The 24,481-nt window shown below is 55.2% G+C and carries 28 protein-coding genes; 11 read left to right on the top strand and 17 right to left on the bottom strand.

The features are described 5' to 3' along the window. The first annotated feature begins 17 nt into the window (after positions 1-17). A complete protein-coding gene (locus LJA86_RS20115; RefSeq protein ID WP_008501429.1) occupies positions 18-1,355 on the top strand; it encodes a hemolysin family protein in 1,338 nt (445 codons plus the stop codon). 77 nt (positions 1,356-1,432) lie between these two features. Here LJA86_RS20115 and LJA86_RS20110 read toward each other — a convergent pair whose 3' ends face one another. Next, the gene (locus LJA86_RS20110) at positions 1,433-1,639 is read right to left on the bottom strand and encodes a DUF1107 domain-containing protein (RefSeq protein ID WP_008501430.1); all 207 of its coding nucleotides are present in this window, start codon (positions 1,637-1,639) and stop codon (positions 1,433-1,435) included. 324 nt (positions 1,640-1,963) lie between these two features. Here LJA86_RS20110 and LJA86_RS20105 point away from each other — a divergent pair, with 324 nt between their 5' ends. Continuing rightward, complete coding sequence (locus tag LJA86_RS20105; protein WP_023617831.1) at positions 1,964-2,521, top strand: YtfJ family protein; 558 nt, start codon at positions 1,964-1,966, stop codon at positions 2,519-2,521. Here LJA86_RS20105 and cysQ read toward each other — a convergent pair. Then, a complete protein-coding gene (gene cysQ / locus LJA86_RS20100; protein WP_023617832.1) occupies positions 2,515-3,255 on the bottom strand; it encodes a 3'(2'),5'-bisphosphate nucleotidase CysQ in 741 nt (246 codons plus the stop codon). The genes LJA86_RS20105 and cysQ overlap by 7 nt on opposite strands. Positions 3,256-3,445: 190 nt before the next feature. Between cysQ and LJA86_RS20095 the strand changes: the two genes are divergently transcribed. Continuing rightward, on the top strand, positions 3,446-5,389 hold the full coding sequence (locus tag LJA86_RS20095) for a bifunctional 2',3'-cyclic-nucleotide 2'-phosphodiesterase/3'-nucleotidase (RefSeq protein ID WP_229226632.1): 1,944 nt from the start codon (positions 3,446-3,448) through the stop codon (positions 5,387-5,389). 98 nt (positions 5,390-5,487) lie between these two features. Here the strand turns inward: LJA86_RS20095 and LJA86_RS20090 are convergent, their stop codons facing one another. After that, a complete protein-coding gene (locus LJA86_RS20090) occupies positions 5,488-5,874 on the bottom strand; it encodes a winged helix-turn-helix transcriptional regulator (RefSeq protein ID WP_023331869.1) in 387 nt (128 codons plus the stop codon). Between the two features lie 84 nt (positions 5,875-5,958). On the opposite strand from LJA86_RS20090, the gene LJA86_RS20085 reads away from it, so the two are divergent. From LJA86_RS20085 to LJA86_RS20075, 3 genes are all read left to right on the top strand, one after another. Then, positions 5,959-6,807 carry an SDR family oxidoreductase gene (locus LJA86_RS20085; protein ID WP_229226631.1) on the top strand — a complete coding sequence of 283 codons (849 nt, stop codon included), beginning with the start codon at positions 5,959-5,961 and terminating at the stop codon, positions 6,805-6,807. 81 nt (positions 6,808-6,888) lie between these two features. Beyond that, entirely contained in the window at positions 6,889-7,713 is an 825-nt protein-coding gene (locus LJA86_RS20080) for an AraC family transcriptional regulator (RefSeq protein WP_045907981.1), read from the top strand. Positions 7,714-7,788: 75 nt separating this feature from the next. Then, positions 7,789-8,754, top strand: a complete 966-nt coding sequence (locus tag LJA86_RS20075) for a DMT family transporter (protein ID WP_048027884.1) — start codon at positions 7,789-7,791, stop codon at positions 8,752-8,754. Positions 8,755-8,833: 79 nt separating this feature from the next. Here the strand turns inward: LJA86_RS20075 and LJA86_RS20070 are convergent, their stop codons facing one another. After that, a complete protein-coding gene (locus LJA86_RS20070; protein ID WP_063622701.1) occupies positions 8,834-10,483 on the bottom strand; it encodes a methyl-accepting chemotaxis protein in 1,650 nt (549 codons plus the stop codon). Positions 10,484-10,727: 244 nt separating this feature from the next. Here LJA86_RS20070 and ytfE point away from each other — a divergent pair, with 244 nt between their 5' ends. Further along, positions 10,728-11,390: an iron-sulfur cluster repair protein YtfE gene (gene ytfE, locus LJA86_RS20065; RefSeq protein WP_229226630.1), complete on the top strand. Its 663-nt coding sequence runs from the start codon at positions 10,728-10,730 to the stop codon at positions 11,388-11,390. 86 nt (positions 11,391-11,476) lie between these two features. Here the strand turns inward: ytfE and cycA are convergent, their stop codons facing one another. Beyond that, positions 11,477-12,886, bottom strand: coding sequence for a D-serine/D-alanine/glycine transporter (cycA, locus tag LJA86_RS20060; protein WP_008502891.1), 1,410 nt, complete (start codon positions 12,884-12,886; stop codon positions 11,477-11,479). Positions 12,887-13,198: 312 nt separating this feature from the next. Beyond that, positions 13,199-13,819: an FKBP-type peptidyl-prolyl cis-trans isomerase gene (gene fklB, locus LJA86_RS20055; RefSeq protein WP_008502892.1), complete on the bottom strand. Its 621-nt coding sequence runs from the start codon at positions 13,817-13,819 to the stop codon at positions 13,199-13,201. A 233-nt stretch (positions 13,820-14,052) separates the two neighbouring features. Between fklB and LJA86_RS20050 the strand changes: the two genes are divergently transcribed. Beyond that, on the top strand, positions 14,053-14,697 hold the full coding sequence (locus LJA86_RS20050) for an OapA family protein (RefSeq protein ID WP_045907977.1): 645 nt from the start codon (positions 14,053-14,055) through the stop codon (positions 14,695-14,697). A 68-nt stretch (positions 14,698-14,765) separates the two neighbouring features. Here LJA86_RS20050 and rplI read toward each other — a convergent pair whose 3' ends face one another. The 4 genes from rplI to rpsF are packed head-to-tail and all read right to left on the bottom strand — an operon-like array spanning position 14,766 to position 16,205. Then, positions 14,766-15,215: a 50S ribosomal protein L9 gene (gene rplI / locus LJA86_RS20045; protein ID WP_008502894.1), complete on the bottom strand. Its 450-nt coding sequence runs from the start codon at positions 15,213-15,215 to the stop codon at positions 14,766-14,768. Positions 15,216-15,256: 41 nt separating this feature from the next. Further along, entirely contained in the window at positions 15,257-15,484 is a 228-nt protein-coding gene (gene rpsR, locus LJA86_RS20040; protein WP_000135199.1) for a 30S ribosomal protein S18, read from the bottom strand. Positions 15,485-15,488: 4 nt separating this feature from the next. Next, the gene (gene priB, locus LJA86_RS20035) at positions 15,489-15,803 is read right to left on the bottom strand and encodes a primosomal replication protein N (RefSeq protein ID WP_008502895.1); all 315 of its coding nucleotides are present in this window, start codon (positions 15,801-15,803) and stop codon (positions 15,489-15,491) included. A 6-nt stretch (positions 15,804-15,809) separates the two neighbouring features. Further along, positions 15,810-16,205, bottom strand: a complete 396-nt coding sequence (gene rpsF, locus LJA86_RS20030) for a 30S ribosomal protein S6 (RefSeq protein ID WP_014830397.1) — start codon at positions 16,203-16,205, stop codon at positions 15,810-15,812. A 338-nt stretch (positions 16,206-16,543) separates the two neighbouring features. On the opposite strand from rpsF, the gene yjfY reads away from it, so the two are divergent. Further along, a complete protein-coding gene (gene yjfY / locus LJA86_RS20025; RefSeq protein ID WP_229226629.1) occupies positions 16,544-16,819 on the top strand; it encodes a DUF1471 family protein YjfY in 276 nt (91 codons plus the stop codon). A gap of 141 nt (positions 16,820-16,960) precedes the next feature. Here yjfY and LJA86_RS20020 read toward each other — a convergent pair whose 3' ends face one another. Genes LJA86_RS20020 through ulaA form a run of 6 tightly spaced genes read right to left on the bottom strand, consistent with a single transcriptional unit; the run spans position 16,961 to position 21,368 of the window. Continuing rightward, positions 16,961-17,647, bottom strand: a complete 687-nt coding sequence (locus tag LJA86_RS20020) for an L-ribulose-5-phosphate 4-epimerase (RefSeq protein WP_048027876.1) — start codon at positions 17,645-17,647, stop codon at positions 16,961-16,963. Beyond that, on the bottom strand, positions 17,640-18,500 hold the full coding sequence (locus LJA86_RS20015; protein WP_048027874.1) for an L-ribulose-5-phosphate 3-epimerase: 861 nt from the start codon (positions 18,498-18,500) through the stop codon (positions 17,640-17,642). Before LJA86_RS20015 ends, LJA86_RS20020 begins: the two co-directional genes overlap by 8 nt. A 9-nt stretch (positions 18,501-18,509) precedes the next feature. After that, entirely contained in the window at positions 18,510-19,160 is a 651-nt protein-coding gene (gene ulaD, locus LJA86_RS20010; protein ID WP_008502901.1) for a 3-keto-L-gulonate-6-phosphate decarboxylase UlaD, read from the bottom strand. 12 nt (positions 19,161-19,172) lie between these two features. Further along, a complete protein-coding gene (gene ulaC, locus LJA86_RS20005; RefSeq protein WP_024907321.1) occupies positions 19,173-19,640 on the bottom strand; it encodes a PTS ascorbate transporter subunit IIA in 468 nt (155 codons plus the stop codon). Positions 19,641-19,649: 9 nt separating this feature from the next. After that, positions 19,650-19,955, bottom strand: coding sequence for a PTS ascorbate transporter subunit IIB (ulaB, locus tag LJA86_RS20000; RefSeq protein WP_229226628.1), 306 nt, complete (start codon positions 19,953-19,955; stop codon positions 19,650-19,652). 12 nt (positions 19,956-19,967) lie between these two features. After that, positions 19,968-21,368: a PTS ascorbate transporter subunit IIC gene (gene ulaA, locus LJA86_RS19995; protein WP_032675818.1), complete on the bottom strand. Its 1,401-nt coding sequence runs from the start codon at positions 21,366-21,368 to the stop codon at positions 19,968-19,970. Positions 21,369-21,726: 358 nt separating this feature from the next. On the opposite strand from ulaA, the gene ulaG reads away from it, so the two are divergent. Together ulaG and ulaR are read left to right on the top strand one after the other, a co-directional pair. Continuing rightward, positions 21,727-22,791, top strand: a complete 1,065-nt coding sequence (gene ulaG, locus LJA86_RS19990) for an L-ascorbate 6-phosphate lactonase (RefSeq protein WP_010427455.1) — start codon at positions 21,727-21,729, stop codon at positions 22,789-22,791. Positions 22,792-22,901: 110 nt separating this feature from the next. Beyond that, on the top strand, positions 22,902-23,657 hold the full coding sequence (gene ulaR / locus LJA86_RS19985) for an HTH-type transcriptional regulator UlaR (RefSeq protein WP_045907973.1): 756 nt from the start codon (positions 22,902-22,904) through the stop codon (positions 23,655-23,657). On the opposite strand, the gene yjfP is transcribed toward ulaR, so the two are convergent. Beyond that, complete coding sequence (yjfP, locus tag LJA86_RS19980) at positions 23,654-24,376, bottom strand: esterase (RefSeq protein WP_229226627.1); 723 nt, start codon at positions 24,374-24,376, stop codon at positions 23,654-23,656. The genes ulaR and yjfP overlap by 4 nt on opposite strands. Positions 24,377-24,481: the final 105 nt, after the last annotated feature.

Raw genomic sequence — 24,481 nt, 5'->3', positions numbered from 1 at the left:
GAGAAGCCGGATAAACTATGTTAAACAGTATTTTAGTAATACTTTGTCTGATTGCCGTCAGTGCATTTTTCTCAATATCCGAGATCTCGCTGGCCGCGTCCCGTAAAATCAAACTGAAGCTGCTTGCCGACGAAGGCAACATCAACGCCTCACGCATTCTCAAAATGCAGGAAAACCCCGGTACGTTCTTTACCGTGGTGCAAATTGGTCTGAACGCGGTAGCCATTCTCGGCGGTATCGTGGGCGATGCGGCGTTTTCCCCGGCGTTTTACAGCCTCTTTGCGCAGTACATGTCCGCCGAACTGGCCGAACAGCTGAGCTTTATCCTCTCCTTCTCACTGGTGACCGGGCTGTTCATCCTCTTCGCCGACCTGACCCCGAAACGCATCGGTATGATTGCGCCAGAAGCTGTGGCTTTGCGTATCATCAACCCGATGCGCTTCTGCCTGTTCGTGTTCCGCCCGCTGGTGTGGTTCTTCAACGGCCTGGCAAACGTCATTTTCCGCATCTTTAAGCTACCTATGGTGCGTAAAGACGACATCACCTCTGACGATATTTATGCGGTCGTGGAAGCTGGCGCGCTGGCCGGGGTGCTGCGCAAGCAGGAACATGAGCTGATTGAGAACGTATTCGAACTGGAATCCCGTACCGTGCCCTCTTCCATGACAGGCCGTGAAAGCATTATCTGGTTCGATTTACATGAAGATGAGCAGAGCCTGAAGAACAAAGTGGCGCAGCATCCACACTCTAAGTTCCTGGTCTGTAATGAAGATATCGACCACATCATCGGTTACGTCGACTCCAAAGACCTGCTGAACCGCGTGCTGGCGAACCAGAGCCTGGCGCTGAACAGCGGCGTGCAGATCCGCAATACCCTGATTGTGCCGGACACCCTGACGCTCTCAGAAGCGCTGGAAAGTTTCAAAACCGCCGGGGAAGACTTCGCGGTGATCATGAACGAATACGCGCTGGTGGTGGGTATTATTACCCTCAACGACGTCATGACCACGCTGATGGGCGACCTGGTAGGCCAGGGGCTGGAAGAGCAGATTGTTCAGCGTGACGATAATTCATGGCTGATTGATGGCGGCACGCCGATTGAAGACGTGATGCGCGTGCTGGATATCGACGAGTTCCCGCAGTCCGGAAACTACGAGACCATCGGCGGCTTTATGATGTTTATGCTGCGTAAAATCCCGAAACGCACCGACTCGGTGAAGTTCTCCGGCTACAAGTTTGAGGTGGTGGATATTGATAACTACCGCATCGACCAGCTGCTGGTGACGCGTATCGACAACAAACCGACCGTACTGGTGCCGAAGCTGCCGGATGCGGAAGAGAAGGTGTCGGCGTAACGTTCCTGCCCCCACAAACATCAACGGCTCCCATCGGGAGCCGTCTTTTTATCTACTACTACTGCATAGCACGTTGGTTAAGCCATCTCAGTTTGCAGACGCATAACCTGACGGTTGACTTCGGACATCACAGACAGGTGCTGTTTGTCCTTCACTTTTGGGACAAGGATTTTGCCCTTATCAAACTCAAAAGCGCCAACATCCTTGATGTACAACCGTCCACGGAACAGGATCTTCACGTACTTCGCCACCTGAAGCGGGTTGTAGCGTTGGAAAATTTTCATTCTTGTATCTCCTGCGAATCATACGCTCTTGCGGTGCCACAATCGGCCCGACTGTCCTGAGCGCAAATTTTAATGCCCAATGACTATAGACCAGAACTACGGTGTTACCCAGTGTGCATAAGTTTATTTACCGTTTGATTACAATTATTCAGAATAATCTTTGCAAAGCGTGACTGAGCGCAGTATAAGCCGTCGTTTTTTCATGGATATGTGCGTTCACCCGCAAACTGGCATCGGGATTGCGGGAAAACCACATTGATCGCACTTATCATTAAAAGCGTATGACCAAGTGGTCGGATCACCTGCAAACAATAAGGAAACGCCATGACCCTACGTAATATCCTTGCAGCAGCCTGCCTGCTGCTGCCCCTGTGGGCGAGTGCTCACAACATTGAAAAAGGACAACGTGTACCGCCAGTCGGCATTGCTGACCGGGGAGAATTGATTCTCGACAATGATAAGTTTAGCTACAAAGCCTGGAATAGCGCGCAACTCGCGGGCAAAGTGAGAGTTGTACAACATATTGCCGGTCGTACATCTGCAAAAGAGAAAAATGCCAGCCTGGTGGAAGCGATCAAGGCCGCAAAATTCCCTCACGACCGCTACCAGACCACCACGATCGTGAATACCGATGACGCCATTCCGGGTTCCGGGATGTTTGTGCGCTCAAGCCTTGAGAGCAATAAAAAGCTCTACCCGTGGTCGCAGTTTATCGTCGACAGCAACGGCGTCACCCGTAAGGCCTGGCAGCTGGAGGAAGAGAGCTCCGCGATTATCGTGCTGGATAAAGAAGGTCGCGTACAGTGGGTGAAAGACGGGGCGCTGACCCAGGAAGAGGTGCAGCAGGTTGTCGACCTGCTGCATAAGCTGCTGGCTCAATAAATAGAGACGCGGAAGCCGGGGTTGAGGAAGGATTCGCGCGGGGTGTAGTCCAGCGGCTTGCCCTGCCAGTCATGAACATGCGCCCCGGCGGCCGCAGCAACGGCATGCCCCGCGGCGGTATCCCAGACGTTCGTCGGCCCAAAGCGGGGATAGAGCTGAGCCTGTCCTTCCGCCACCAGGCAGAATTTCAGCGATGAGCCAATCGAGGTGGTCTGGTGTTCACCCAGCTGCTGCAGGTACTCCTGCAGCTCGCTGTCGCTGTGCGAGCGGCTAATCACCACCAGCGGCGGACGCGCATCGCGCACCTGGATCTGCTTGCGCACGCCGCACTCTTCTTTCCACGCCTTCCCTTCTGCAGCACTGTACATCACCTTCATGACCGGCGCGTAGACCACGCCCAGCACCGCTTTCCCCTTCTCAATCAGGGCGATATTGACGGTGAATTCACCGTTGCGCTTGATGAACTCTTTTGTCCCGTCCAGGGGGTCCACCAGCCAGTAACGCTGCCAGTGCTGGCGTTCGTCCCAGCTTTGCGGCGCTTCTTCTGACAGGACGGGGATGTCCGGCGTTAAGGCCTGTAACCCTTTCAGGATCACCTTATGCGCCGCGATATCTGCCGCCGTGACCGGAGAGTCGTCCGCTTTGCTGACGACCTCCATAGGTTTAATACCGTCATACACCTGCATGATGGCATCTCCCGCATCCCGTGCGAGCTGACAAATTTTATCTAGCATTTTCCACCTCTTTGTTAACGCAGTGAGGTTAACTCTTTGTTTTAGTTATATCGTAATGTGAACAATTCCGCTATCTGTGAAGCAATTCCGGTTTCAGGTTGCTTTTTTCTGTCAGGATTCACATTTATGTAAGCAACGCGTTATAGATACATACTCTTTTGTGGCCTGGATCGAAAAAAGGACTCTTCTGATGATTAAGTTTAGCGCAACGCTCCTGGCGACGCTGATTGCGGCGAGCGTGCAGGCAGCGACGGTCGATTTACGTATTCTGGAAACGACCGATCTGCACAGCAACATGATGGACTTCGATTACTACAAAGATACCCCGACGGAAAAATTCGGACTGGTACGCACGGCAAGTTTGATCAATGCCGCACGTGGCGAAGTGAAAAATAGCGTGCTGGTCGACAATGGCGATCTCATTCAGGGCAGTCCGCTCGGGGATTACATGGCGACTAAGGGGCTGAAAAAAGGCGAGGTCCATCCTGTTTATAAAGCGATGAACACCCTGGACTATACCGTCGGTAACCTTGGCAACCATGAATTCAACTACGGTCTGACATACCTGCACGATGCCCTGGCAGGTGCAAAATTCCCGTACGTTAATGCCAATATCATCGACGTTAAGACCCAAAAGCCGCTCTTTACCCCTTACCTGATTAAAGAGACCGAGGTTGTCGATCGGGACGGGAAAAAGCAGACGCTGAACATCGGCTATATCGGTTTTGTCCCGCCGCAGATCATGACATGGGATAAGGCCAACCTCGACGGTAAGGTGACCGTTAACGACATCACCGAAACCGCGCGCAAATACGTGCCGGAAATGCGTGAGAAAGGCGCCGATCTGGTGGTCGTTGTCGCCCACTCGGGTCTCTCCGCCGACCCGTACCAGGCCATGGCAGAAAACTCCGTTTACTACCTGAGTGAGGTACCGGGCGTCGATGCGATCCTGTTCGGCCACGCCCACGCGGTCTTCCCGGGCAAAGACTTCGCCAGCATCAAAGGGGCGGATATCGGGAAAGGCACGCTCAACGGCGTGCCGTCGGTGATGCCGGGCATGTGGGGTGACCATCTTGGCGTAGTGGATCTGGTGCTGAATAACGACGGCGACCGCTGGAAGGTGACGCAGTCAAAAGCCGAAGCGCGTCCGATCTACGACGCGGCAGCGAAGAAATCACTGGCGGCGGAAGATAAAAAACTGGTCGACGTGCTGAAGCACGATCACGACGCCACGCGCGAATTCGTCAGCAAGCCGATCGGTAAATCCGCTGACAACATGTACAGCTTCCTGGCGCTGGTGCAGGACGATCCGACCGTCCAGGTCGTCAACATGGCGCAGAAAGCCTATGCCGAACACTTTGTGCAGGGCGATCCGGATCTGGCGAAGCTGCCGGTCCTGTCGGCCGCTGCGCCATTCAAAGTGGGCGGACGTAAGAATGACCCGGCAAGCTATGTTGAGGTCGAAAAGGGCCAGCTCACCTTCCGTAATGCCGCCGATCTCTATCTCTATCCGAATACGCTGGTAGTGGTTAAAGCCACCGGGAAAGAGGTAAAGGAGTGGCTGGAGTGTTCTGCCGGACAGTTTAACCAGATTGACCCGCGCAGCAGCAAGCCGCAGTCGCTGATTAACTGGGATGGCTTCCGCACCTACAACTTCGACGTGATCGACGGCGTGAACTACCAGATTGACGTCACCCAACCGGCGAAATATGACGGTGAGTGTCAGGCGATCAACCCGCAGGCGGAGCGCATTAAAAACCTGACCTTCAACGGCAAGGCGATCGACCCGAATGCCACCTTCCTGGTGGTGACCAATAACTACCGTGCCTACGGCGGTAAGTTTGCCGGTACGGGAGATAGCCATATCGCCTTTGCCTCGCCGGACGAGAACCGCTCGGTGCTGGCGGCGTGGATCAGCGCGGAGTCGAAAAAGGCCGGCGAAATTCATCCGGCGGTGGATAACAACTGGCGTCTGGCGCCGATCCACAGCGATACGCCGCTGGATATCCGCTTTGAAACGTCACCGTCCGACAAGGCAGCCGTGTTTATCAAGGAGAAGGCGCAATATCCGATGAAACAGGTCGCGACGGATGATATTGGGTTCGCGATTTATCAGGTGGATTTAAGCAAGTAAAAGCAAAACGGCAACGCACGTTGCCGTTTTTGGTGTTTGTTCCCTCTCCCTGTGGGAGAGGGCCAGGGTGAGGGCATCAGGCCGCACATACCCGGCTTTTACGCCGCGCGATCGTCCCTGTTCGCCATCACCTTCGGCGTATTTACCTCAATCCAGTCCGCCAGCGCGGCGACTTTTTCGCTGACCTCGATACCCATCGGCGTCAGGCTATACTCTACGTGCGGCGGCACGACCGGATACGATACGCGATCGACAAACCCGTCCTGCTCCAGCGCCTGAAGCGACTGGGACAGCATCTTTTCGCTCACCCCGCCCATTTTACGGCGCAGATCGCTAAAGCGATGCGTCCCCTGGCGCAGAGCCAGCAGAATCAGTACCCCCCAGCGGCTGGTCACGTGTTTGAGCACCTCTCGTGAAGGGCACTGTTCCGCGAAAAGATTGCCATCGCGCATTTGTTCGCTGAGCGTCGGTATCGTTGTTTTCATACTTACCTTTTTGTACGTACTTACTAAAAGTTAGCTATGGTGCTAGTGTGCCACAACACCAGACAAACACGAAGGAGATTCATCATGATCGCGATTACCGGCGCCACCGGCCAGCTTGGCCATCTCGTTATCGAACAGCTGTTGAAAACCGTACCGGCTAACCAGATTGTGGCTATCGTACGTAACCCGGCGAAAGCGCAAGCCTTAAGCCAGCAGGGAATTGTGGTTCGTCAGGCGGACTACACGGATGAAGCCGCCTTCGCCGCCGCGCTGAGCGGCGTGGATAAGCTGCTGCTGATCTCGTCCAGCGAAGTCGGCCAGCGCGCAACCCAGCACCAGAACGTGATTAACGCCGCCAAAACGGCAGGGGTGAACTTTATCGCCTACACCAGCCTGCTGCATGCGGATACCTCACCGCTCGGCCTGCACGTTGAACACGTTGCCACTGAAAAAGCGCTGGCGGCGTCCGGCATTCCTTATGCCCTGCTGCGCAACGGCTGGTATACCGAAAACTATCTGGCGAGCGCGCCGCCTGCGCTGGAACACGGCGTGTTTATTGGAGCGGCAGGCGAGGGTAAAATTTCCTCTGCCACCCGCGCAGACTATGCCGCGGCGGCAGCCAAAGTGATCGCTGAAGAGGGCCACGCGGGCAAGGTATATGAACTGGCGGGCGACCACGGCTGGACGCTGAGCGAACTGGCGGCTGAACTCAGCAAACAGAGCGGGAAGCCGATCACCTACCAGAATCTCAGTGAAGCGGATTTTGCCGCCGCGCTGAAGAGCGTCGGCTTGCCTGCCGGTCTGGCCGATATGCTGGCGGACTCCGATGTCGGGGCCTCCAAAGGCGGGCTCTTTGACGACAGCCATACGCTGAGCAAACTGATCGGACGCGCCACCACGCCGCTGGCGCAGAGCATCAAAGCCATCCTGTAATTGTTACGGGATGGTTATTTTTTGTGGCATCCCCTCTGGTCATCTTTGATAATGAAAAGATGACCCACGAGGAGGCTTACCGTGCAAGGCGTACCGGAACAGTTTAATGATGAAAGAGACAGCGCGCGCTTTCGCCATCTGGCGCAGCTGCCGGGCCTGGAGCTTTATCATGCCCATATTTCTGACTACGCCTTTGAGCCTCACACCCATGAAGCCTTCGGGATCGGCACGATTGAAACCGGTGCCGAACGTTTTCGCTATCGCGGTAGCCAGCATCTCGCGGCGGAAAAATCCGTCGTTACCATGAACCCGGACGAGATCCATACCGGCGAATCCGCCACCGAGGGCGGCTGGCGCTACCGGATGGTCTATATCGAACCCGATCTGCTGGAAGAGGTGACCGGTCTGCGGCACTGGTGGTTCAGCGACGTGACCCGTCATGACCCATTGCGCTCGCAGCAAATTGGCAGGCTTATTTACGGCTTGTGGCACACGGACGATCCGCTTGCGCAAAAAGGATTACTGCTGGATTTGATTGAGACCTTCCAGCCGTTTGCCCATCACGCGCCGCGGGTTCAGGAAGGCGCGCACCGCTTCGAACGGGTACGCGAGTACCTGCACGACAACTATATGCGCGCTCTGACGCTGGACGAGCTGGCCGGCGTCGTTTCACTCAGCCCGTATCATTTCCAGCGCCAGTTCAAAGCCCATTTTCACGTGACGCCGCATCAGATGCTGATGGCCATTCGCCTCTGGCGCGCCAAAGCGTTTCTCACCCACGGCATGCCCGCCGCAGAGGTCGCCGCCGCAACCGGACTGACCGATCAGTCGCATCTGACCCGCGCGTTTACCCACCGCTACGGCATTACCCCCGTGCGCTACCAGAAGCAGGTCACCCGGCGCTAATGCGCAACCTCATACAATACGCGCGCATTTGCCCCTCCTACACTGAGAACAGCGTAAATACCTGTGGATGGAAAAATGATTAGTGGAGTGTTGTATGCCCTGCTGGCCGGGATGATGTGGGGGCTGATTTTTGTCGGCCCGCTGATCGTGCCGGAGTACCCGGCAATATTGCAGTCGACCGGACGTTATCTGGCGCTGGGGCTGATTGCCCTGCCCCTGGCGTGGCTGGGGCGCGCGCGCTTGCGTCAGCTCAGCCGTCAGGACTGGGGTACCGCGTTGGCGCTGACCATGATGGGCAATCTTATCTATTACGTTTGCCTCGCGAGCGCCATTCAGCGTACCGGTGCGCCGGTATCGACCATGATTATCGGCACGCTGCCGGTCGTCATCCCCGTCTTTGCTAACCTGCTTTACAGCCACCGCGATGGCAAACTGGCGTGGTCAAAAATGGCACCAGCGCTGGTCTGCACTGCCCTCGGGCTGATATGCGTCAATATTGCCGAGCTGCGTCATGGGCAGGGGGATGTTGACCTGTGGCGATACGGCTCTGGCATTCTGCTGGCGTTCATTTCCGTGGCGTGCTGGGCCTGGTATGCCCTGCGCAACGCGCGCTGGCTGCGTGAGAATCCGGACAAGCACCCAATGATGTGGGCGACGGCGCAGGCGCTGGTCACGTTGCCCGTATCCGTCGTGGGGTATCTCGGCGCATGCCTCTGGCTGGGCCATCAGCAGCCGGACTTCGCCCAGCCCTTCGGGCCAAGACCGTGGGTGTTTATCGGCCTGATGGTGGCGATTGCGGTGCTGTGTTCATGGGTGGGCGCGCTGTGCTGGAATATTGCCAGCCAGAAGCTGCCGACGGTGATCTTAGGGCCGCTGATTGTCTTCGAAACCCTGGCCGGACTGCTGTATACCTTCCTGATGCGCCAGAGCGTGCCGCCGTTGTTCACGGCCTGCGGGATCGTGCTGTTGGTCGTGGGCGTGGTGATGGCGGTGAGAGCGAAGCCGGAAAAACCGAGGGTTGTTCCGGCGTCGGAGATGTGAGTATTGCCCGGCGGCGCTGCGCTTGCAGGGCCTACAAAACCGTAGGCTCGGTAAGGCGTAGCCGCCACCGGGCAAGACCTTAAAACGTTTCCCAGTTCGCTTCAGACGCCGCCGCTACGGGCTGCGCTTTTGGCACATAGGTTTTCACCGGCGCCGCTTTAACCGCCTGATTGCGGGTGATTTTGAACACCGCCACCGCTTCGTTCAGACGTGCAGCCTGATCTTCCAGCGCTGCCGCTGCGGCCGCAGACTCCTCCACCAGCGAGGCGTTCTGCTGGGTCACGCGGTCCATTTCGGCTACCGCCTGGCCCACCTGGTCAATACCGCGGCTCTGCTCGTCAGAGGCCGAGGCTATTTCGCCCATGATGTCGGTGACGCGGGTGACCGCATTGACGATCTCGGCCATCGTGGCCCCGGCTTCGTTAACCAGCTGCGAACCCGCGTTCACGCGTTCGCCGGAGTCGTCGATCAGCGCTTTGATCTCTTTCGCCGCCTGAGCACTGCGCTGGGCAAGGGTACGCACTTCCCCTGCCACCACCGCAAAACCACGGCCCTGCTCGCCTGCACGGGCCGCTTCCACCGCCGCGTTGAGCGCCAGAATATTCGTCTGGAAGGCAATACCGTCGATCACGTTAGTGATTTGCGCGATCTTGCTGGAACTGGTGGCGATCTCATCCATCGTACGTACGACGCCTTCCACCACGTTGCCGCCCTTCTTCGCCGTTGAGGAGGCGTCCAGCGCCAGACGGGAAGCCTGACGCGCGTTATCGGCATTCTGCTTCACGGTTGCCGTCAGCTGCTCCATGCTGGCTGCCGTCTCTTCCAGAGACGCGGCCTGCTGCTCGGTGCGGGAAGAGAGATCGTTACTGCCTGCAGAGATTTCGCCTGCACCGGTGTAAATGGTATCTGCGCCTTCACGCACTACGCCCACGGTGTTCGCCAGCGAAGTTTGCATCTCCTGCACGTTGCGCGCCAGGATAGCCATTTCATTTTTACCGTCGGCCTGAATCGGCTGGGTGAGATCGCCTGCCGCAATGGCGCGAATATGGTTAATCACCTCTTCCAGCGGCAGCAGCAGCACGCGGCGCATCGCAATCCAGCTGGAGATAATCACCACAATTACCAGCAACATGACCGCAGAGAGGATCCACAGGATGCGCTTGTAATCACTTTCGTTATCCTGAATGCCTTTATCCGTGAGCGCAGCCTGCGCTTCACGCCATTCACGATAAACCGTCTGCATCGCGTTCTGTTTTTGTTCGGCATTCTGCTTGAACATATCTTCCAGATTGCCCTGGCTCAGCAGAACGTTCATTTGCGTCAGCGTTGCAGAGTAAATGCGGTACTGCTCTTCGAGTTGGTTGGTCAGGCTCTCATCCAGGCCTGGCGTGTTCGGCAAGGCATAGTATTTATCGTAATGAACCTGCGCTTCAGTCAGCAGATTTTTCGCAGTGGTCACCAGCTCATTCAGCTGACCGCCGTTAATTTGCGAGGCCATGCTGCTTTGCAGGCGCAGCATCCCGCGATTCAGGGTGACGCGTGCCTGGTTCAGACTGATCCACGCATCGGTAAACTCCGCCACGTTCTTGCTGGAGAGCTGCGCCACGGTGAAGTTGTCTTTATCGTTGTTCAGGGCGTTGATAAAGATACCGGCGGAAATCACTTGCATGATGCCGAGCACAAGCAGCACCGAAATCAGAAGGGTAATGACTTTTATACGTTTAAACATGCGTTGCCTTTGTTATATGCAGGTTTGTCTGACGTGGATATATCGGCAGGCACAGCGGGTTGTTTACTGTTTCTCCACCTTTAAAAAGTTTCGAAACCACTTTCCTGAGCCCATTCAGAGAGTTAAATCGGATATTTTTTTGTGATCTGCATCTCATTTTTACCCGTCCCTCTAAAGGGTTATAGCGCCACCTTAAAGATGCATTTAATATGCATCTTATATTATTGAGAATGAGGTAACTGCTATGGCCTTTCGCGACCAACCCCTCGGCGAGCTGGCGCTCTCCATTCCTCGCGCTTCTGCGCTGTTCCGTAAATACGATATGGACTACTGCTGCGGCGGTAAGCAAACCCTGGCACGTGCGGCGTTACGCAAAGAGCTGGACGTTGAGGTGATTGAAGCCGAGCTGGCGCAACTGGCCGCACAGCCCATCGACAAAGACTGGCGAACCGCTCCGCTCGCGGAAATCATCGACCATATCATCGTGCGTTATCATGACCGTCACCGTGAACAGCTGCCGGAGCTGATCCTGCTGGCGACCAAAGTCGAGCGCGTCCATGCCGATAAACCGTCCGTACCGCGCGGTCTGGCGAAATACCTGACCCTGCTGCACGAAGAGCTTTCCAGCCATATGATGAAAGAAGAGCAGATCCTCTTCCCGATGATTAAACAGGGAATGGGAAGCCAGGCGATGGGGCCCATCAGCGTGATGGAAAGCGAGCATGATGACGCAGGCGAACTGCTGGAGGTGATCAAACATACCACCCAAAACGTCACGCCGCCGCCAGAAGCGTGCACAACGTGGAAAGCGATGTACAACGGCATTAACGAAACGATCGACGACCTGATGGAACACATCAGTCTGGAGAATAACGTTCTGTTCCCGCGGGCATTGGCGGGGGAATAAAAAAGCCCGGTGGCGCTAGCGCTTACCGGGCCTGCAACGTCCTCGAACGTAGGCCGGGTAAGCGTCAGCGCCACCCGGCAACATGCTTAGCGCATGCCAGCCATACGTTTCTTACCGATAAACATCCAGCCCAGCCCCAGCGCGATAAACCACAGCGGCGTGACGATCAGCGCCTGACGGGTATCATCTTCCAGCGTCAGCAGAACCAGCACGAAGACGAAGAACGCCATGCACACCCAGCACATCAGCTTGCCCAGCGGCATCTTGTAGATCGATTTTTCATGCAAGTGTGGGCGCTGTTTGCGGTACACCAGATAGGAGCAGAGGATGATGGTCCAGACGAACATAAACAGGATCGCAGAGACCGTGGTGATCATGGTGAATGCGCCAATCACGCTTGGGTTCACGTAGAGCATCACCACACCGCCCAGCAGACACATGCAGGAGAAGGTCAGCCCTTTTGCCGGTACGGCACGCTTAGAGAGCTTGGCGAACGCGCTCGGCGCCACGCCTTCCTGCGCCAGACCAAACAGCATACGGCTGGTTGAGAACACGCCGCTGTTTGCGGAAGAAGCCGCAGAGGTCAGCACCACGAAGTTAATCAGGCTCGCTGCCGCAGGCAGGCCTACCAGCACGAACAGCTCAACGAACGGGCTCTTGCTCGGCACCACCGAGCTCCACGGCGTCACGGACATAATGATAATCAGCGCGAAGACGTAGAACATGATGATACGCACCGGAATGGAGTTGATGGCGCGCGGCAGGGACTTCTCCGGATCTTTAGTTTCCGCAGCGGTCGTTCCGACCAGCTCAATCCCTACAAACGCGAACACCGCAATCTGGAAGCCGGCAAAGAAGCCGCTGATGCCTTTCGGGAACCAGCCGCCGTCATTCCACAGATGGGTAAACGACGCCTGAACGCCGGTTGGTGACTGGAAGTGGGTGAGCACCATTACCAGGCCCACCACGATGAGCCCGACAATGGCCACAATTTTGATCATTGCGAACCAGAACTCCATCTCACCGAACATTTTAACGGTGGCGAGGTTAAGGCTCAGCAGCAGAACGATGACCGCCAGCGAGGCCACCCAGTCCGACAGCCCCGGGAACCAGAACTGCGCGTAGGCGGTAATCGCCACGACATCCGCCATACCGGTCACGACCCAGCAGAACCAGTAGGTCCAGCCGGTAAAATAGCCCGCCCATGGTCCGAGCAGGTCTGAAGCGAAGTCGCTGAAGGATTTGTATTCAAGGTTCGAGAGCAGCAGTTCACCCATTGCACGCATCACGAAGAACAGCATAAAACCGATAATCATATAGACGAATATGATTGACGGTCCGGCGAGACTGATGGTTTTGCCTGACCCCATAAACAACCCGGTACCGATGGCACCCCCGATGGCAATGAGCTGAATATGACGGTTTGTGAGATTGCGCCGTAGCGACTGTTCAGACGACGCCTCTTCGTCGGCGACGACTTTGACCTGATCTACCATGTGATATTTTCCTGTTTATGCCTGTCTGTGTTGTTAAGGCTCTTCTGGCCTTTAAATACGTCAAAAAAATGACGTTCCCTTGTAAGGGCTAATCGATATTAGGTAAGAATCGGCGGGATGAATACTATGATTTAGATATTATGTTAATAATATGTTGAAAGTGAGTGTCATATCACTCATACAGCGCGAAACAGCTCACAAAAATACACGCAACAGTTTCGTTTGCAAGATAAAATATTGATTCCGGCTTAACTATAGGTTTTCACGCTATTTTCCCCTCCCCAGCCGGGGAGAGGAGATAAGAAAAGTCGATTACAGAATTTCCAGCAGCTCGACTTCAAAGACCAGGGTGCTGAATGGCGGGATGGACGCGCCAGCGCCGCGCTCGCCGTAGGCCAGGTTGTGCGGAATAGTCAGTTCCCATTTAGAACCCACTGGCATCAGGGTCAGCGCTTCGATCCAACCTGCGATAACGCCATTCACCGGGAACTCAGCCGGTTCGCCGCGCGCCACGGAGCTGTCGAAGACGGTACCGTCGATCAGCTTACCGGTATAGTGTACGCGAACGTGGTCGGTACGCGCCGGGATCGCGCCATCACCCTGATTGATCACGCGGAACTGCAGTCCAGACTCGGTGCTGTTCACGCCTTCACGCTCACGGTTCTCTTCCAGATATTTCACACCTTCGGCGGCCATCTCTTCAAAACGTGCGCGACGCACGGCGTCAGCACGTTCGTGGATTTCACGCAGCGCACGGTGCACAACGTCAACCGGAACGGCAGGCTGTTTACCTTCCAGCGCGTCAGCGATACCCGCCACCAGCGCTTCGGGTAACAGACCTTCCAGGCCGGATTCGCTCAGCTGCTGTCCTACCTGCAAGCCGATACCGTAACTTGCCTGCGCTTCGATAGTGTCAAAAGTCGGGGTGGTCATGGGTTTTCCTTCCATCACATTTAAAGTAGCGGGCAGCATATCAGCCATGCCCTTATGGGTAAAACTTTGTCTGAAGTTAAGGTGACAAACCGCGACGAAACAGAAACAATAGAGAGAACCAGGATTAATCCCGAACTGATGTCACGGATGTCGGGTTTACTACGCCGTTCAGGCAGTTAGCAAACTATACTTCGGGGCACAGGATAAAAAATACGCGGAGCAGGAGGAGTGCCATGCCCGGGCGATTTGAACTGAAACCTACCCTGGCGAAAATCTGGCAGGCGCCGGACAATTTTCGCATCATGGACCCGCTGCCGCCTCTGCATCGCAGAGGGATCATCATTGGTGCGCTGATGGTGATTGTGGGCTTCCTGCTTCCTTCCGGTGGCGATGATGTTGATACCGCCCCCGTCACCCGCAATGCTCAGCTGGATATTCAGTCGCAAACCCGACCGCAGCCTGACGCACAGCCGATGCAGACGCAGCTCGTCACCCCGTCTAACGACCCGGGTCAGGTCGCGCCGGTTGAGCCAGAGCCCATTCAGGACGAACAGCCGCAGGAACAAGCCGCCGCCCCGTCTCAGCCTCAGGCGCAACAACCCACCGGCATTGAGCAACAGTGGCGTTCCTATCGCGTAGAACCGGGTAAAACGCTGGCGCAGCTGTTCCGTGACCACAACCTGCCGCCTACAGACGTGTATGCCATGGCGAAGGTGGAAGGTGCGGGTAAGCCGCTCAGTAACCTGCAGAATGGCCAGATGGTGCAAATACGCCAGAATGCCAGTGGGGTGGTGACAGGGTTAACGATTGATACCGGAAATGGACAACAGGTGCTGTTTACCCGCCAGCCAGACGGCAGTTTTATCAGGGCACGTTAAGGACTGGGATCTGTAAAAAGCAAAACGCCGGCACAAGGCCGGCGTTTCAACGTGAGCAGAGTAAAAAATTACTCAGCTACAACGTTAACAACCAGTTTAGCGAACACTTCGCTGTGAACCTGGAAGTCAACTTCGTGCTCACCAGTGGTACGCAGAACGCCGTTCGGCAGACGAACTTCGCTCTTAGCCACTTTAACGCCTGCTGCAGAAACTGCATCAGCGATATCGCGGGTACCGATGGAACCGAACAGTTTACCTTCGTCGCCAGCTTTGGACGCGATGGTAACGGTGCCCAGTGCGTTGATTGCTTCAGCGCGAGCATTAGCAGCCGCCAGAACGTCAGCCAGTTTGGCTTCCAGTTCAGCGCGACGTGCTTCGAAAAACTCTACGTTTTTCTTGGTAGCTGGAACAGCTTTACCCTGTGGAACCAGGAAGTTACGAGCGTAGCCCGCTTTAACGTTTACCTGATCACCCAGGCTGCCCAGGTTTGCTACTTTATCAAGCAGAATAACTTGCATTACCTTATCCTCTTAAAGTCGTATTAATGGACCGTGCCCGATTACTGATGACGATCAGTGTACGGCAGCAGGGACAGGTAGCGAGCGCGTTTGATAGCGCGAGCCAGCTGACGCTGATATTTTGCACGAGTACCGGTGATACGGCTTGGGACAATCTTACCGCTTTCGGTGATGTAGTTTTTCAGCGTTGCGATATCTTTATAGTCGATCTCTTGAACGCCTTCCGCGGTGAAACGGCAGAACTTGCGACGACGGAAATAACGTGCCATATGGCTAGTCTCCAGAATCTATCAAATCAATCTGCTCGGCATGCAGAACCATTTTGCTCAGACCGTTCTTTGCCTTGTGGCAAGAGATGAACCCCTGAACGATTACTGCACTACCGACCGTTAAACTGTGAGTAATGGCCTGGTTTTCGTGTCCGCTAATAATAACGGGCATTTGGCACCACGCCTGCCGGTGAAACCCGGCTTCCTCTTGCACAGAACGATGCTCAAGCACGAACTGGCAATGCGGAATTCCTGATGGACTGACCTTTCGAAGGGGAGCCCTGCATACGATGCCGGACAACGCCAGACGGTTGGTCATCAGAAATTACTCTTCAGAATCCCCAGCATCAGAATCATCTGCGGTTTCGTTTGCGAAATCATCGCGACGCTCACGGCGCTCGTCTTTCGCTTTAACCATCGGAGATGCTTCGGTAACTGCGTGTTTAGTACGCATAACCATGCTGCGGATAACGGCATCGTTGAAGCGGAAGTTAGTTTCCAGCTCATCGATCACTTCCTGCGGCGCTTCAACGTTCAGCAGAACGTAGTGAGCTTTGTGCAGTTTGTTGATCGGATAAGCCAGCTGACGGCGGCCCCAGTCTTCCAGACGGTGGATCGTGCCCGCTGCTGCAGTGATTGCACCAGTGTAGCGCTCGATCATACCCGGAACCTGTTCGCTCTGGTCAGGATGGACCATAAAAACGATTTCGTAATGACGCATCGAATTGCTCCTTACGGATTATTCAGCCTCCTGTCTGGGTCAGCCGAGGCCCGGGGAGGCAAGGAACGTGTTAAAGGTCGGCTGAAAAATTGACGCGTCATAATACTTGCGCGCCCCCGGAAACTCAAGCTGATTGCACAAATAATTCGCACAAAGCGCGAAGCGGGTCTAAGTGGGTGATTTAAAATTACTCACACCCGGAAGCGGTGTTTTTTTGAACAACTGCATCAGAAATGGTCACGCTTCCCCGCCGGAGGAATGATTACACTTTAATCAGAGATCACCTGAACAGAAGAAGGAGTCCCCCTCTCAGAGCACGCAGTTGTGGAGCGCATATCATGAAACAAATCGCATTAGCCCTAATGGCAGCGCTTTTGCTCAGTGCAAACGCGATGGCAGCCATCAAGATAGACAGCCGACAGGCCAGAAACATGGATGATGTGCAAAGCTTGGGCGTCATTTACATCAATCATAATTTCGCCACGGAAAGTGAAGCAGATCAGGCCCTTAATCAAGAAACCGATGCACAGGGCGCAACCTATTACCACGTGATGTTAATCCGTGAGCCCGGCAGCAACGACAATATGCACGCCAGTGCAGATATTTACCGATAACGCGTTAACGCTAGCACCAGGAAAGCCAACAACGAGAACATAGCCATAGTTGACGTTGCCCCCTGCCCGGGGGCTTTTTTTTGTGAATGGCTCCGGAATACCACCGGTTACAACTGTTTTTCGGTATTCCAGAGCACTTATTCACTTCTGCCCGTAATAGGCATTCGGGCCGTGCTTGCGCATGAAATGCTTATTCATCAGATAATCATCAATCCCCTGAAGCTGTGGGTTGATGCCGCGAGCAATCCACGCCATGCGTGCCACCTCCTCCATGACAACCGCATTGTGAACGGCGTCGTGGGCATCTTTTCCCCAGGCGAACGGGCCGTGCTGATAGACCACAATACCCGGCGTATGCAGCGGTTCGCTTTCACCCAACGTTTCGATGATAACCTTCCCGGTGTTGAGCTCGTATTCGCCTTCCACTTCAGCCTGCGTTAATGCGCGCGTGCAGGGGATGTCGCCAAAGAAGTAGTCCGCATGCGTTGTTCCCAGCGCCGGGATCGCCAGCCCCGCCTGTGCCCAGGCCGTGGCATGGGTCGAGTGGGTATGCACAACGCCGCCGAGTGAGGGATAACGACGATAAAGCGCCAGATGGGTCGCCGTATCTGACGAGGGACGCCATTTTCCCTCTACGACGTTTCCGTCAAGATCGACCACCACCATATCGTCAGCGTTCATGGTGTCATACGCCACACCGCTAGGCTTAATCACGATCAGCCCCTGCTCGCGATCGATAGCGCTGACGTTACCCCAGGTGAAGGTGACCAGGCCATAGCGCGGCAGATCCATGTTGGCTTCAAAGACCTGCTGTTTCAGCTTAAGCATGTTCAGCCTCCAGTAACCCCGCGCGCGCCATACGCTCGCGCACCCAGTCCCGCGCCTTTGCTACTTCCGCCGCAGGGTTGTCCGACGTTTCGCTCCACATCTCAATCAGGTAAGGCCCGCAATAGCCTGTCTGCCTGAGTGTCTCGAAACACCGTTCGAAATCCACCACCCCGGTGCCGAACGGTACGTTTTTAAACACGCCAGGACGGGTATCTTTGACGTGCACCGCCACGATATGCCCCATACCTGCCTGCAGTTCCATCTGCACATCGTTATCCCATGCCGACAGGTTGCCGATATCAGGATAAAGCTGGAACCACGGGTTATTCAGATAGTGCGCGTAGCCCAGCGCCTTGCTGATGGAGTTCATCAACGGGTAGTCCATGATCTCCATCGCCAGCGTGACCTGCGCACGGCTGGCCATCTCAACGCTCTCCTTCAGCCCGTCACGGAAACGACGGCGCGTTTCATCGTTGGCTTCCTGGTAATAAACGTCATAACCCGCCAGTTGGATCACGCGGATACCCACGTCCTGCGCAAAGCGAATGGCTTTACGCATGATCTCCAGCCCCTGAGCGCGCACAGCATCGTCTTCACTGCCGAGAGGGAACCGGCGGTGGGCGCTCAGGCACATCGACGGCACGCGTACCCCCGTTTCGGCGATGGCGCTCACCAGCGCCAGGCGCTGTTCACGGCGCCAGTCGAGACGAGAGAGGCGTTCGTCCGTCTCATCCACGGACATTTCGACAAAATCGAAGCCCAGCTGTTTTGCCAGCTGTAACCGCTCCAGCCAGCACTCCCCCGCAGGGAGTGCCTTTTCATAGATGCCAAGCGGGACCTGTTTGGACAACATACCCGCTCCTTAGCCCCAAAGCTGAGCGATTGAGCGTTTGAACTGACGCGCCGCTTCCACCGGAGACGCCGCATCACGAATGCTGCGACCGGCAATAAAGACGTGAATCGGAATGCCCTTGAACAGCGGCAGATCTTCCAGTGCCAGACCGCCGGTAACGGTGACTTTAAAGCCCATATCCGCCAGACGTTTGATCGCGCTGATATCCGCTTCGCCCCACGCCACCCCTGCGGCCTGCGCGTCGCGGCTGCGGTGATACACCACCTGCTGTATACCCGCATCACGCCACTCCTGGGCCTGTTCCCAGGTCCAGAAACCGGTCAGCTCAATCTGCACGTCGCCGTTAAACTCTTTTGCCACGTCCAGCGCGCCTTTGGCGGTGTTGATATCCGCACAGCAAATGACGGTGACCCAGTCAGCGTTGGCTTCGAAGCACATGCGGGAGAGGATTTTGCCTGCGTCGGCTATTTTGGCATCTGCCAGCACGATTTTGTGCGGATAAAGCGCCTTCAGGTCGCGAACGGCGCGAACGCCCTCGCCCACGCAGAGAATGGTACCCACTTCGATGATATCGACTTCTTCCGCAATCAGACGGGTCGTTTCATAAGCGTGGGACAAGGTCTGGTTATCAAGCGCAACTTGCAACATGGGTAATGACATTTTCAATTCCTCTTAAACAGCCGCCGCTGTGGCGTTATCAATTAAATCCAGCACATCCTGCTCGGTACGGCAGGCGCGTAAACGGTCGAAATTGGCTTCGTCATCAAACAGATTGACGATCTGCATGATGCCCACCTCCTGGTGGGTGTTAGCGTCAACAGCGGCCATGGTGATCAGGATGTCGACCGGGTCGTTATCTTCGTGGTTAAACACCAGCGGCGTTTTCAGCGTCACCAGCGCGAAGCCGGTTTTCTTGACGCCCTCTTCCGGGCGGCCATGCGGCATCGCCAGGCCCGGCGCAATCACAAAATAAGGGCCATGTTGCGCCACGCCATCCAGAATGGCCTGGTAGTAACGCGGCTCGACAACGTCAGCCTTAACCAGCAGATCCACGCTCAGCTTTACCGCTTCCTGCCAGGTGCTGGCCTCAGCCTGTAAAAGGATGGAGTTATTCTCTGCCAGCGAATCACGTAGTTTCATGTGGCGTCCTTACTTCACGTCTTGTGGGAAGTGCTCTTTAATCACTTCCAGCAGTTTTGGTCCGAAATCCGCAGGCGACAGCATGTTGCGCACGCCCACCACGTATTTATTACCCGGCACACTGATTTCGCCGGCGATATGAGTAGAGGCGATGATGATGTCCGCGCCGTTCAGCTCACTTTTGTATTCACCCACTGCGCAGCTGTTCACCGTGTGGTCGATGTTGGACTGGGTTAAAAACTGGTCCACTTTCATCTTCATGATCATGGAGCTGCCTTGCCCATTACCACACACAGCCAGGATACGTACGGTCATAATCGAAACTCCTTAATGAGCAGAGACTTCTGCTGTTTGTTTTTCCGCGTCTTCTTCTGCTCGCAGCGAACGGCCAGCGAAGAACATATAAGCCAGAGCAATCAGGATGATGATGGCCATAAAGACCAGCCCGATGGAGGCAAAGCCCTGCATCATCGGCGGTGCCAGAATTGACCAGTCCGCCATACCCATCCAGGCGCTCATACCGGTGAGCTTGACCGCCCACACGCAGCCGAAGATTTCCACCATGCCCATCACCAGGCAGATTTTGAGCGCCGCACGCCAGCCGCCGAAGTGATTAGCGAATACGCCGATGGTGGCGTTGGAGAAGAACATCGGGATAAAGCCTGGAATAATCAGGATTGAGGAGCCGCAGCCGACCAGAATGCCCACCGCAATCAGCTGGCCGATAGTGCCCCACATAAAGCCCCAGACCACCGCGTTTGGCGCGAAGCTATAGATAGCGGCGCAGTCGATGGCCAGTACCGCGCCAGGGATCAGGCGCTGGGAGATACCGTTGAACGCTTCCGACAGTTCGGCGACGAACATACGTACGCCCTGAGTGATGATGAAGATCGCCACCGCGAAGGAGAAACCGGTCTGCAGGATGTAAACCGTCCAGTGGGTTTTGCCTGCCATCGCCTGCACCACGTCAATACCAAAGGAGAGCAGAATGGCACCGAAGAAGATGGTCATGACAATTGCGGTCGAAACGATGTTGTCGTGGAAGATATTCAGCCAGCCAGGCAGCTTGAGGTCTTCAACGCTCTCTTCTTTTTTGCCCAGGTATGGCGCAACTTTATAGGCAATCCAGGAAGCAAACTGCTGCTGATGGCCGATGGAGAAACCGCAGCCGTCCGTCACTTCCTGAGTCGGCTTGTACATCATGTTGGAGGTGATACCCCAGTAGAGCGAGACCAGCACCGCGGTGCAGATAATCGTGGTCCACATTGGGTAACCGAAGATATAGAGAGAAACCGCGATCAGCCCCGCCTGCTGGAACATGATATGTCCGGTGAGCATGATGGTGCGAATGCCGGTAATACGACGCAGGAGAACGTAGATGATGTTCAGCGCCAGGGCGAGCAGCACTGCATACCCCACCCAGCTATAGGCATCACCCATGCGCTCGATGGTCGCCATCATTGACGCGTAAGTGTCAGAAATCGCACCGTTGATGCCATACACTTCGGACATTTTGGCGACGACCGGCTTAAAGGTGCTGGTCAGAATGCCAGACCCCGCCTGTAACAGCATGAAACCGATAATGGTTTTGATGGTGCCTTTAATAATCACGCTGACGCTTTTGCGCAGCAGGATATAGCCCAGACACGTCACGATACCCAGCAGCAGCGGGGCGTTGGTCATTACCTGATTAAAGAACACGGTAAAGACGTTGTAGAGGATCTCCATAACTCTCTCCAGAAATGAGAACACGAGGGGTAATCCCTGTGCGGTTGGTGCCATCACTCTATTAATCACAAATAATCACCACAAGATTGCATTTGATTATTTGTGACGTATCACGCAATTTATTTACATGCAGTTAATAATGATTTTCACTACTGCATTGCAAAAACAAATTAATCCTTATAATTCATCAAATTAATGAGTTGTGCGTACTACTATAACAAGTAAGAAGCGGAGAATCTGTGAAGTTGAACGGATAAAAATCCGCATTTTTACCATTGCAAAGCGCGTCAAATGGTGCCAGCATTAATCACAACAAATCACTAAGTGATTACTTTTGATTAAACCAGGAGTCAAAACGATGAGTAAAGTGAACACCATCACCCGTGAGTCATGGATTCTGAGCACCTTCCCGGAATGGGGCAGCTGGCTGAATGAAGAGATCGAGCAGGAACAGGTTGCTCCTGGTACCTTTGCGATGTGGTGGCTGGGCTGTACCGGTATCTGGCTGAAATCAGAAGGCGGCGCCAATATCTGCGTCGATTTCTGGTGCGGCACCGGCAAGCAGAGCCACGGCAACCCGTTGATGAAAAAGGGCCACCAGATGCAGCGCATGGCGGGCGTGGAAAAACTGCAGCCGAACCTGCGTACCACGCCGTTTGTGCTCGATCCGTTTGCCATTCGCCAGATCGACGCCGTGCTCTCCACTCACGATCACAACGATCATATCGATGTGAACGTGGCGGCAGCGGTGATGCAAAACTGTGCTGACGATGTGCCGTTTATCGGGCCGCAGACCTGCGTGGATCTGTGGATTGGCTGGGGCGTGCCGAAAGAGCGCTGCATCGTGATGAAGCCTGGCGACGTGGTGAAAATTAAAGATATTGAAATCCATGCGCTGGATGCCTTTGACCGTACAGCACTGATTACCCTGCCTGCCGATCAGAAAGCCGCAGGTGTACTGCCGGACGGTATGGATGAGCGCGCGGTTAACTATCTGTTTAAAACCCCTGGCGGCTCCCTGTACCACAGCGGCGACTCTCACTACTCTAACTACTACGCGAAGCACGGTAACGAGCACCAAATCGACGTGGCGCTGGGCTCCTACGGTGAGAACCCGCGCGGCATTACCGACAAAATGACCAGCGCCGACATGCTGCGCATGGCGGAAGCGCTGAATACCAAAGTGGTGATTCCGTTCCACCACGATATCTGGTCAAACTTCCAGGCCGATCCGCAGGAAATCCGCGTGCTGTGGGAGATGAAAAAAGACCGCCTGAAGTATGGCTTCAAGCCGTTCATCTGGCAGGTCGGCGGCAAGTTCACCTGGCCGCTGGACAAAGATAATCTTGAATATCACTACCCACGTGGTTTCGATGATTGCTTCACCATTGAGCCAGACCTGCCGTTCAAGTCCTTCCTCTGATTGTGCAGCCACATCGCCAGACTTGATGTCTGGCGATGTCATATTTCTTTTAGTAATTTCACGCTATTTCAAATATCATCTTTTCAAATCAATTCTTATCGGAATAGCTCATGACGGAAGCGCAACGGCATCAAATTCTCCTGGAACTCCTGGCGCAAACCGGGTTTATCACCGTCGAGAAAGTGATCGAACGTTTAGGGATCTCCCCGGCAACGGCGCGGCGGGATATCAACAAGCTGGATGAAAGCGGCAAGCTGAAAAAGGTCCGCAACGGCGCGGAAGCGATCAGCCAGCAGCGCCCTCGCTGGACGCCAATGAATATTCATCAGGCGCAAAATCATGATGAAAAAGTGCGGATTGCCAGAGCCGCGTCGCAGCTGGTGAATCCTGGTGAGAGCGTCGTGATCAACTGCGGTTCCACGGCATTTCTGCTGGGCCGTGAAATGTGCGGCAAGCCGGTGCAAATCATCACCAACTACTTACCGCTCGCCAACTATCTGATCGACCAGGAGCATGAGAGCGTGGTGATCATGGGCGGGCAGTACAACAAAAGCCAGTCCATCACCCTTAGCCCTCAGGACAGCGAAAACAGTCTCTATGCCGGGCACTGGATGTTTACCAGCGGCAAAGGCCTGACGGCAGATGGCCTGTATAAAACCGATATGCTGACCGCGATGGCGGAACAAAACATGCTCAACGTTGTGGGCAAGCTCGTTGTGCTGGTCGACAGCAGCAAAGTGGGCGAGCGCGCTGGCATGCTGTTCAGCCGTGCTGAGCAGATCGACATGGTGATCACCGGCAAAGGCGCCAACCCTGAGATCCTCCAGAAGCTGGAAGATCAGGGCGTAAAAGTGCTGCGCGTTTAAAGGTGCTGGCGGAAAAACGCCACCGTAGCGTCCAGCGCCGTGGGCGTGATGCGGTGGCGGACGCCCGCTTCCCACAGACAGGTGAGATTACCGTCCATGCCTGCATTCATTAACGCCTGCTGTAGTCGAAAAGTTCCCTCAGGCGGGACCACATCATCCGCGTCGCCGTGCCACAGCAGCAGCGGGCGATCCGCCAGGCGCGGCAATGCCAGGGTCACGTCCCACTCATCGAGCGTCGCGGTGATTTCCGCTAAATCCTGAGGGGGAAAGAGCGTCTTCGCCAGCGACGTAAAATAGCCCGAGCCCATCAGGCAGGCGACCGATTTCACTTCCGGATGATGCGTCATAATCCCCAGCGCCGTCATACCTCCCATCGACGCTCCGGCCACGGCCAGACGATTCTCTGCCACCAGCCCTGCCTCATAAAGCGCATCGCGCAACCCGGCAAACTCGGTCAGGCTCCCGTGCAGAATGTGCCAGAACTGCCCAAGACGCGCCTGTTCGTTACCCATAAAGCGGGCGCCGTGGTCAGGCGCATCCGGCATCACCACGCGAAACCCCGCCTGCGCCAGCGCAACCGCAAAATAACTGTAAACCAGCTTCGATGAGGTAAACCCGTGATAAAAAACCACAACAGGCAGCGGTTTATCACGTTTACCCGCTGGCATAGCGTGTAAAATTTCATGGTCGCCGAGGTGGCGTATTTCAATTTCAATCATTGTCGACCCTGTACGAATGTATGATTCATAATGTTGAGAACTGGGTTACGCTTTCACATCATTTTCATTCGAAATATACGTCCCAGATAACACTTCGGGAACATT

Origin of the sequence: Enterobacter sp. TCD1-1, assembly GCF_020567405.1 — a bacterium.
GTDB classification, from domain to species: Bacteria; Pseudomonadota; Gammaproteobacteria; order Enterobacterales; family Enterobacteriaceae; genus Enterobacter; species Enterobacter quasiroggenkampii.
Note: the sequence above shows the minus strand (reverse complement) of the source record. Positions and strands in the feature narration are given on the sequence as shown.

Bases quoted from the DNA above. Each gene is read 5' to 3' on its own strand.
- LJA86_RS20115 (WP_008501429.1), top strand. From the start codon at position 18: ATGTTAAACAGTATTTTAGTAATACTTTGTCTGATTGCCGTCAGTGCA.
- LJA86_RS20110 (WP_008501430.1), bottom strand. From the start codon at position 1,639: ATGAAAATTTTCCAACGCTACAACCCGCTTCAGGTGGCGAAGTACGTG.
- LJA86_RS20105 (WP_023617831.1), top strand. From the start codon at position 1,964: ATGACCCTACGTAATATCCTTGCAGCAGCCTGCCTGCTGCTGCCCCTG.
- cysQ (WP_023617832.1), bottom strand. From the start codon at position 3,255: ATGCTAGATAAAATTTGTCAGCTCGCACGGGATGCGGGAGATGCCATC.
- LJA86_RS20095 (WP_229226632.1), top strand. From the start codon at position 3,446: ATGATTAAGTTTAGCGCAACGCTCCTGGCGACGCTGATTGCGGCGAGC.
- LJA86_RS20090 (WP_023331869.1), bottom strand. From the start codon at position 5,874: ATGAAAACAACGATACCGACGCTCAGCGAACAAATGCGCGATGGCAAT.
- LJA86_RS20085 (WP_229226631.1), top strand. From the start codon at position 5,959: ATGATCGCGATTACCGGCGCCACCGGCCAGCTTGGCCATCTCGTTATC.
- LJA86_RS20075 (WP_048027884.1), top strand. From the start codon at position 7,789: ATGATTAGTGGAGTGTTGTATGCCCTGCTGGCCGGGATGATGTGGGGG.
- LJA86_RS20070 (WP_063622701.1), bottom strand. From the start codon at position 10,483: ATGTTTAAACGTATAAAAGTCATTACCCTTCTGATTTCGGTGCTGCTT.
- ytfE (WP_229226630.1), top strand. From the start codon at position 10,728: ATGGCCTTTCGCGACCAACCCCTCGGCGAGCTGGCGCTCTCCATTCCT.
- cycA (WP_008502891.1), bottom strand. From the start codon at position 12,886: ATGGTAGATCAGGTCAAAGTCGTCGCCGACGAAGAGGCGTCGTCTGAA.
- fklB (WP_008502892.1), bottom strand. From the start codon at position 13,819: ATGACCACCCCGACTTTTGACACTATCGAAGCGCAGGCAAGTTACGGT.
- LJA86_RS20050 (WP_045907977.1), top strand. From the start codon at position 14,053: ATGCCCGGGCGATTTGAACTGAAACCTACCCTGGCGAAAATCTGGCAG.
- rplI (WP_008502894.1), bottom strand. From the start codon at position 15,215: ATGCAAGTTATTCTGCTTGATAAAGTAGCAAACCTGGGCAGCCTGGGT.
- rpsR (WP_000135199.1), bottom strand. From the start codon at position 15,484: ATGGCACGTTATTTCCGTCGTCGCAAGTTCTGCCGTTTCACCGCGGAA.
- priB (WP_008502895.1), bottom strand. From the start codon at position 15,803: ATGACCAACCGTCTGGCGTTGTCCGGCATCGTATGCAGGGCTCCCCTT.
- rpsF (WP_014830397.1), bottom strand. From the start codon at position 16,205: ATGCGTCATTACGAAATCGTTTTTATGGTCCATCCTGACCAGAGCGAA.
- yjfY (WP_229226629.1), top strand. From the start codon at position 16,544: ATGAAACAAATCGCATTAGCCCTAATGGCAGCGCTTTTGCTCAGTGCA.
- LJA86_RS20020 (WP_048027876.1), bottom strand. From the start codon at position 17,647: ATGCTTAAGCTGAAACAGCAGGTCTTTGAAGCCAACATGGATCTGCCG.
- LJA86_RS20015 (WP_048027874.1), bottom strand. From the start codon at position 18,500: ATGTTGTCCAAACAGGTCCCGCTTGGCATCTATGAAAAGGCACTCCCT.
- ulaD (WP_008502901.1), bottom strand. From the start codon at position 19,160: ATGTCATTACCCATGTTGCAAGTTGCGCTTGATAACCAGACCTTGTCC.
- ulaC (WP_024907321.1), bottom strand. From the start codon at position 19,640: ATGAAACTACGTGATTCGCTGGCAGAGAATAACTCCATCCTTTTACAG.
- ulaB (WP_229226628.1), bottom strand. From the start codon at position 19,955: ATGACCGTACGTATCCTGGCTGTGTGTGGTAATGGGCAAGGCAGCTCC.
- ulaA (WP_032675818.1), bottom strand. From the start codon at position 21,368: ATGGAGATCCTCTACAACGTCTTTACCGTGTTCTTTAATCAGGTAATG.
- ulaG (WP_010427455.1), top strand. From the start codon at position 21,727: ATGAGTAAAGTGAACACCATCACCCGTGAGTCATGGATTCTGAGCACC.
- ulaR (WP_045907973.1), top strand. From the start codon at position 22,902: ATGACGGAAGCGCAACGGCATCAAATTCTCCTGGAACTCCTGGCGCAA.
- yjfP (WP_229226627.1), bottom strand. From the start codon at position 24,376: ATGATTGAAATTGAAATACGCCACCTCGGCGACCATGAAATTTTACAC.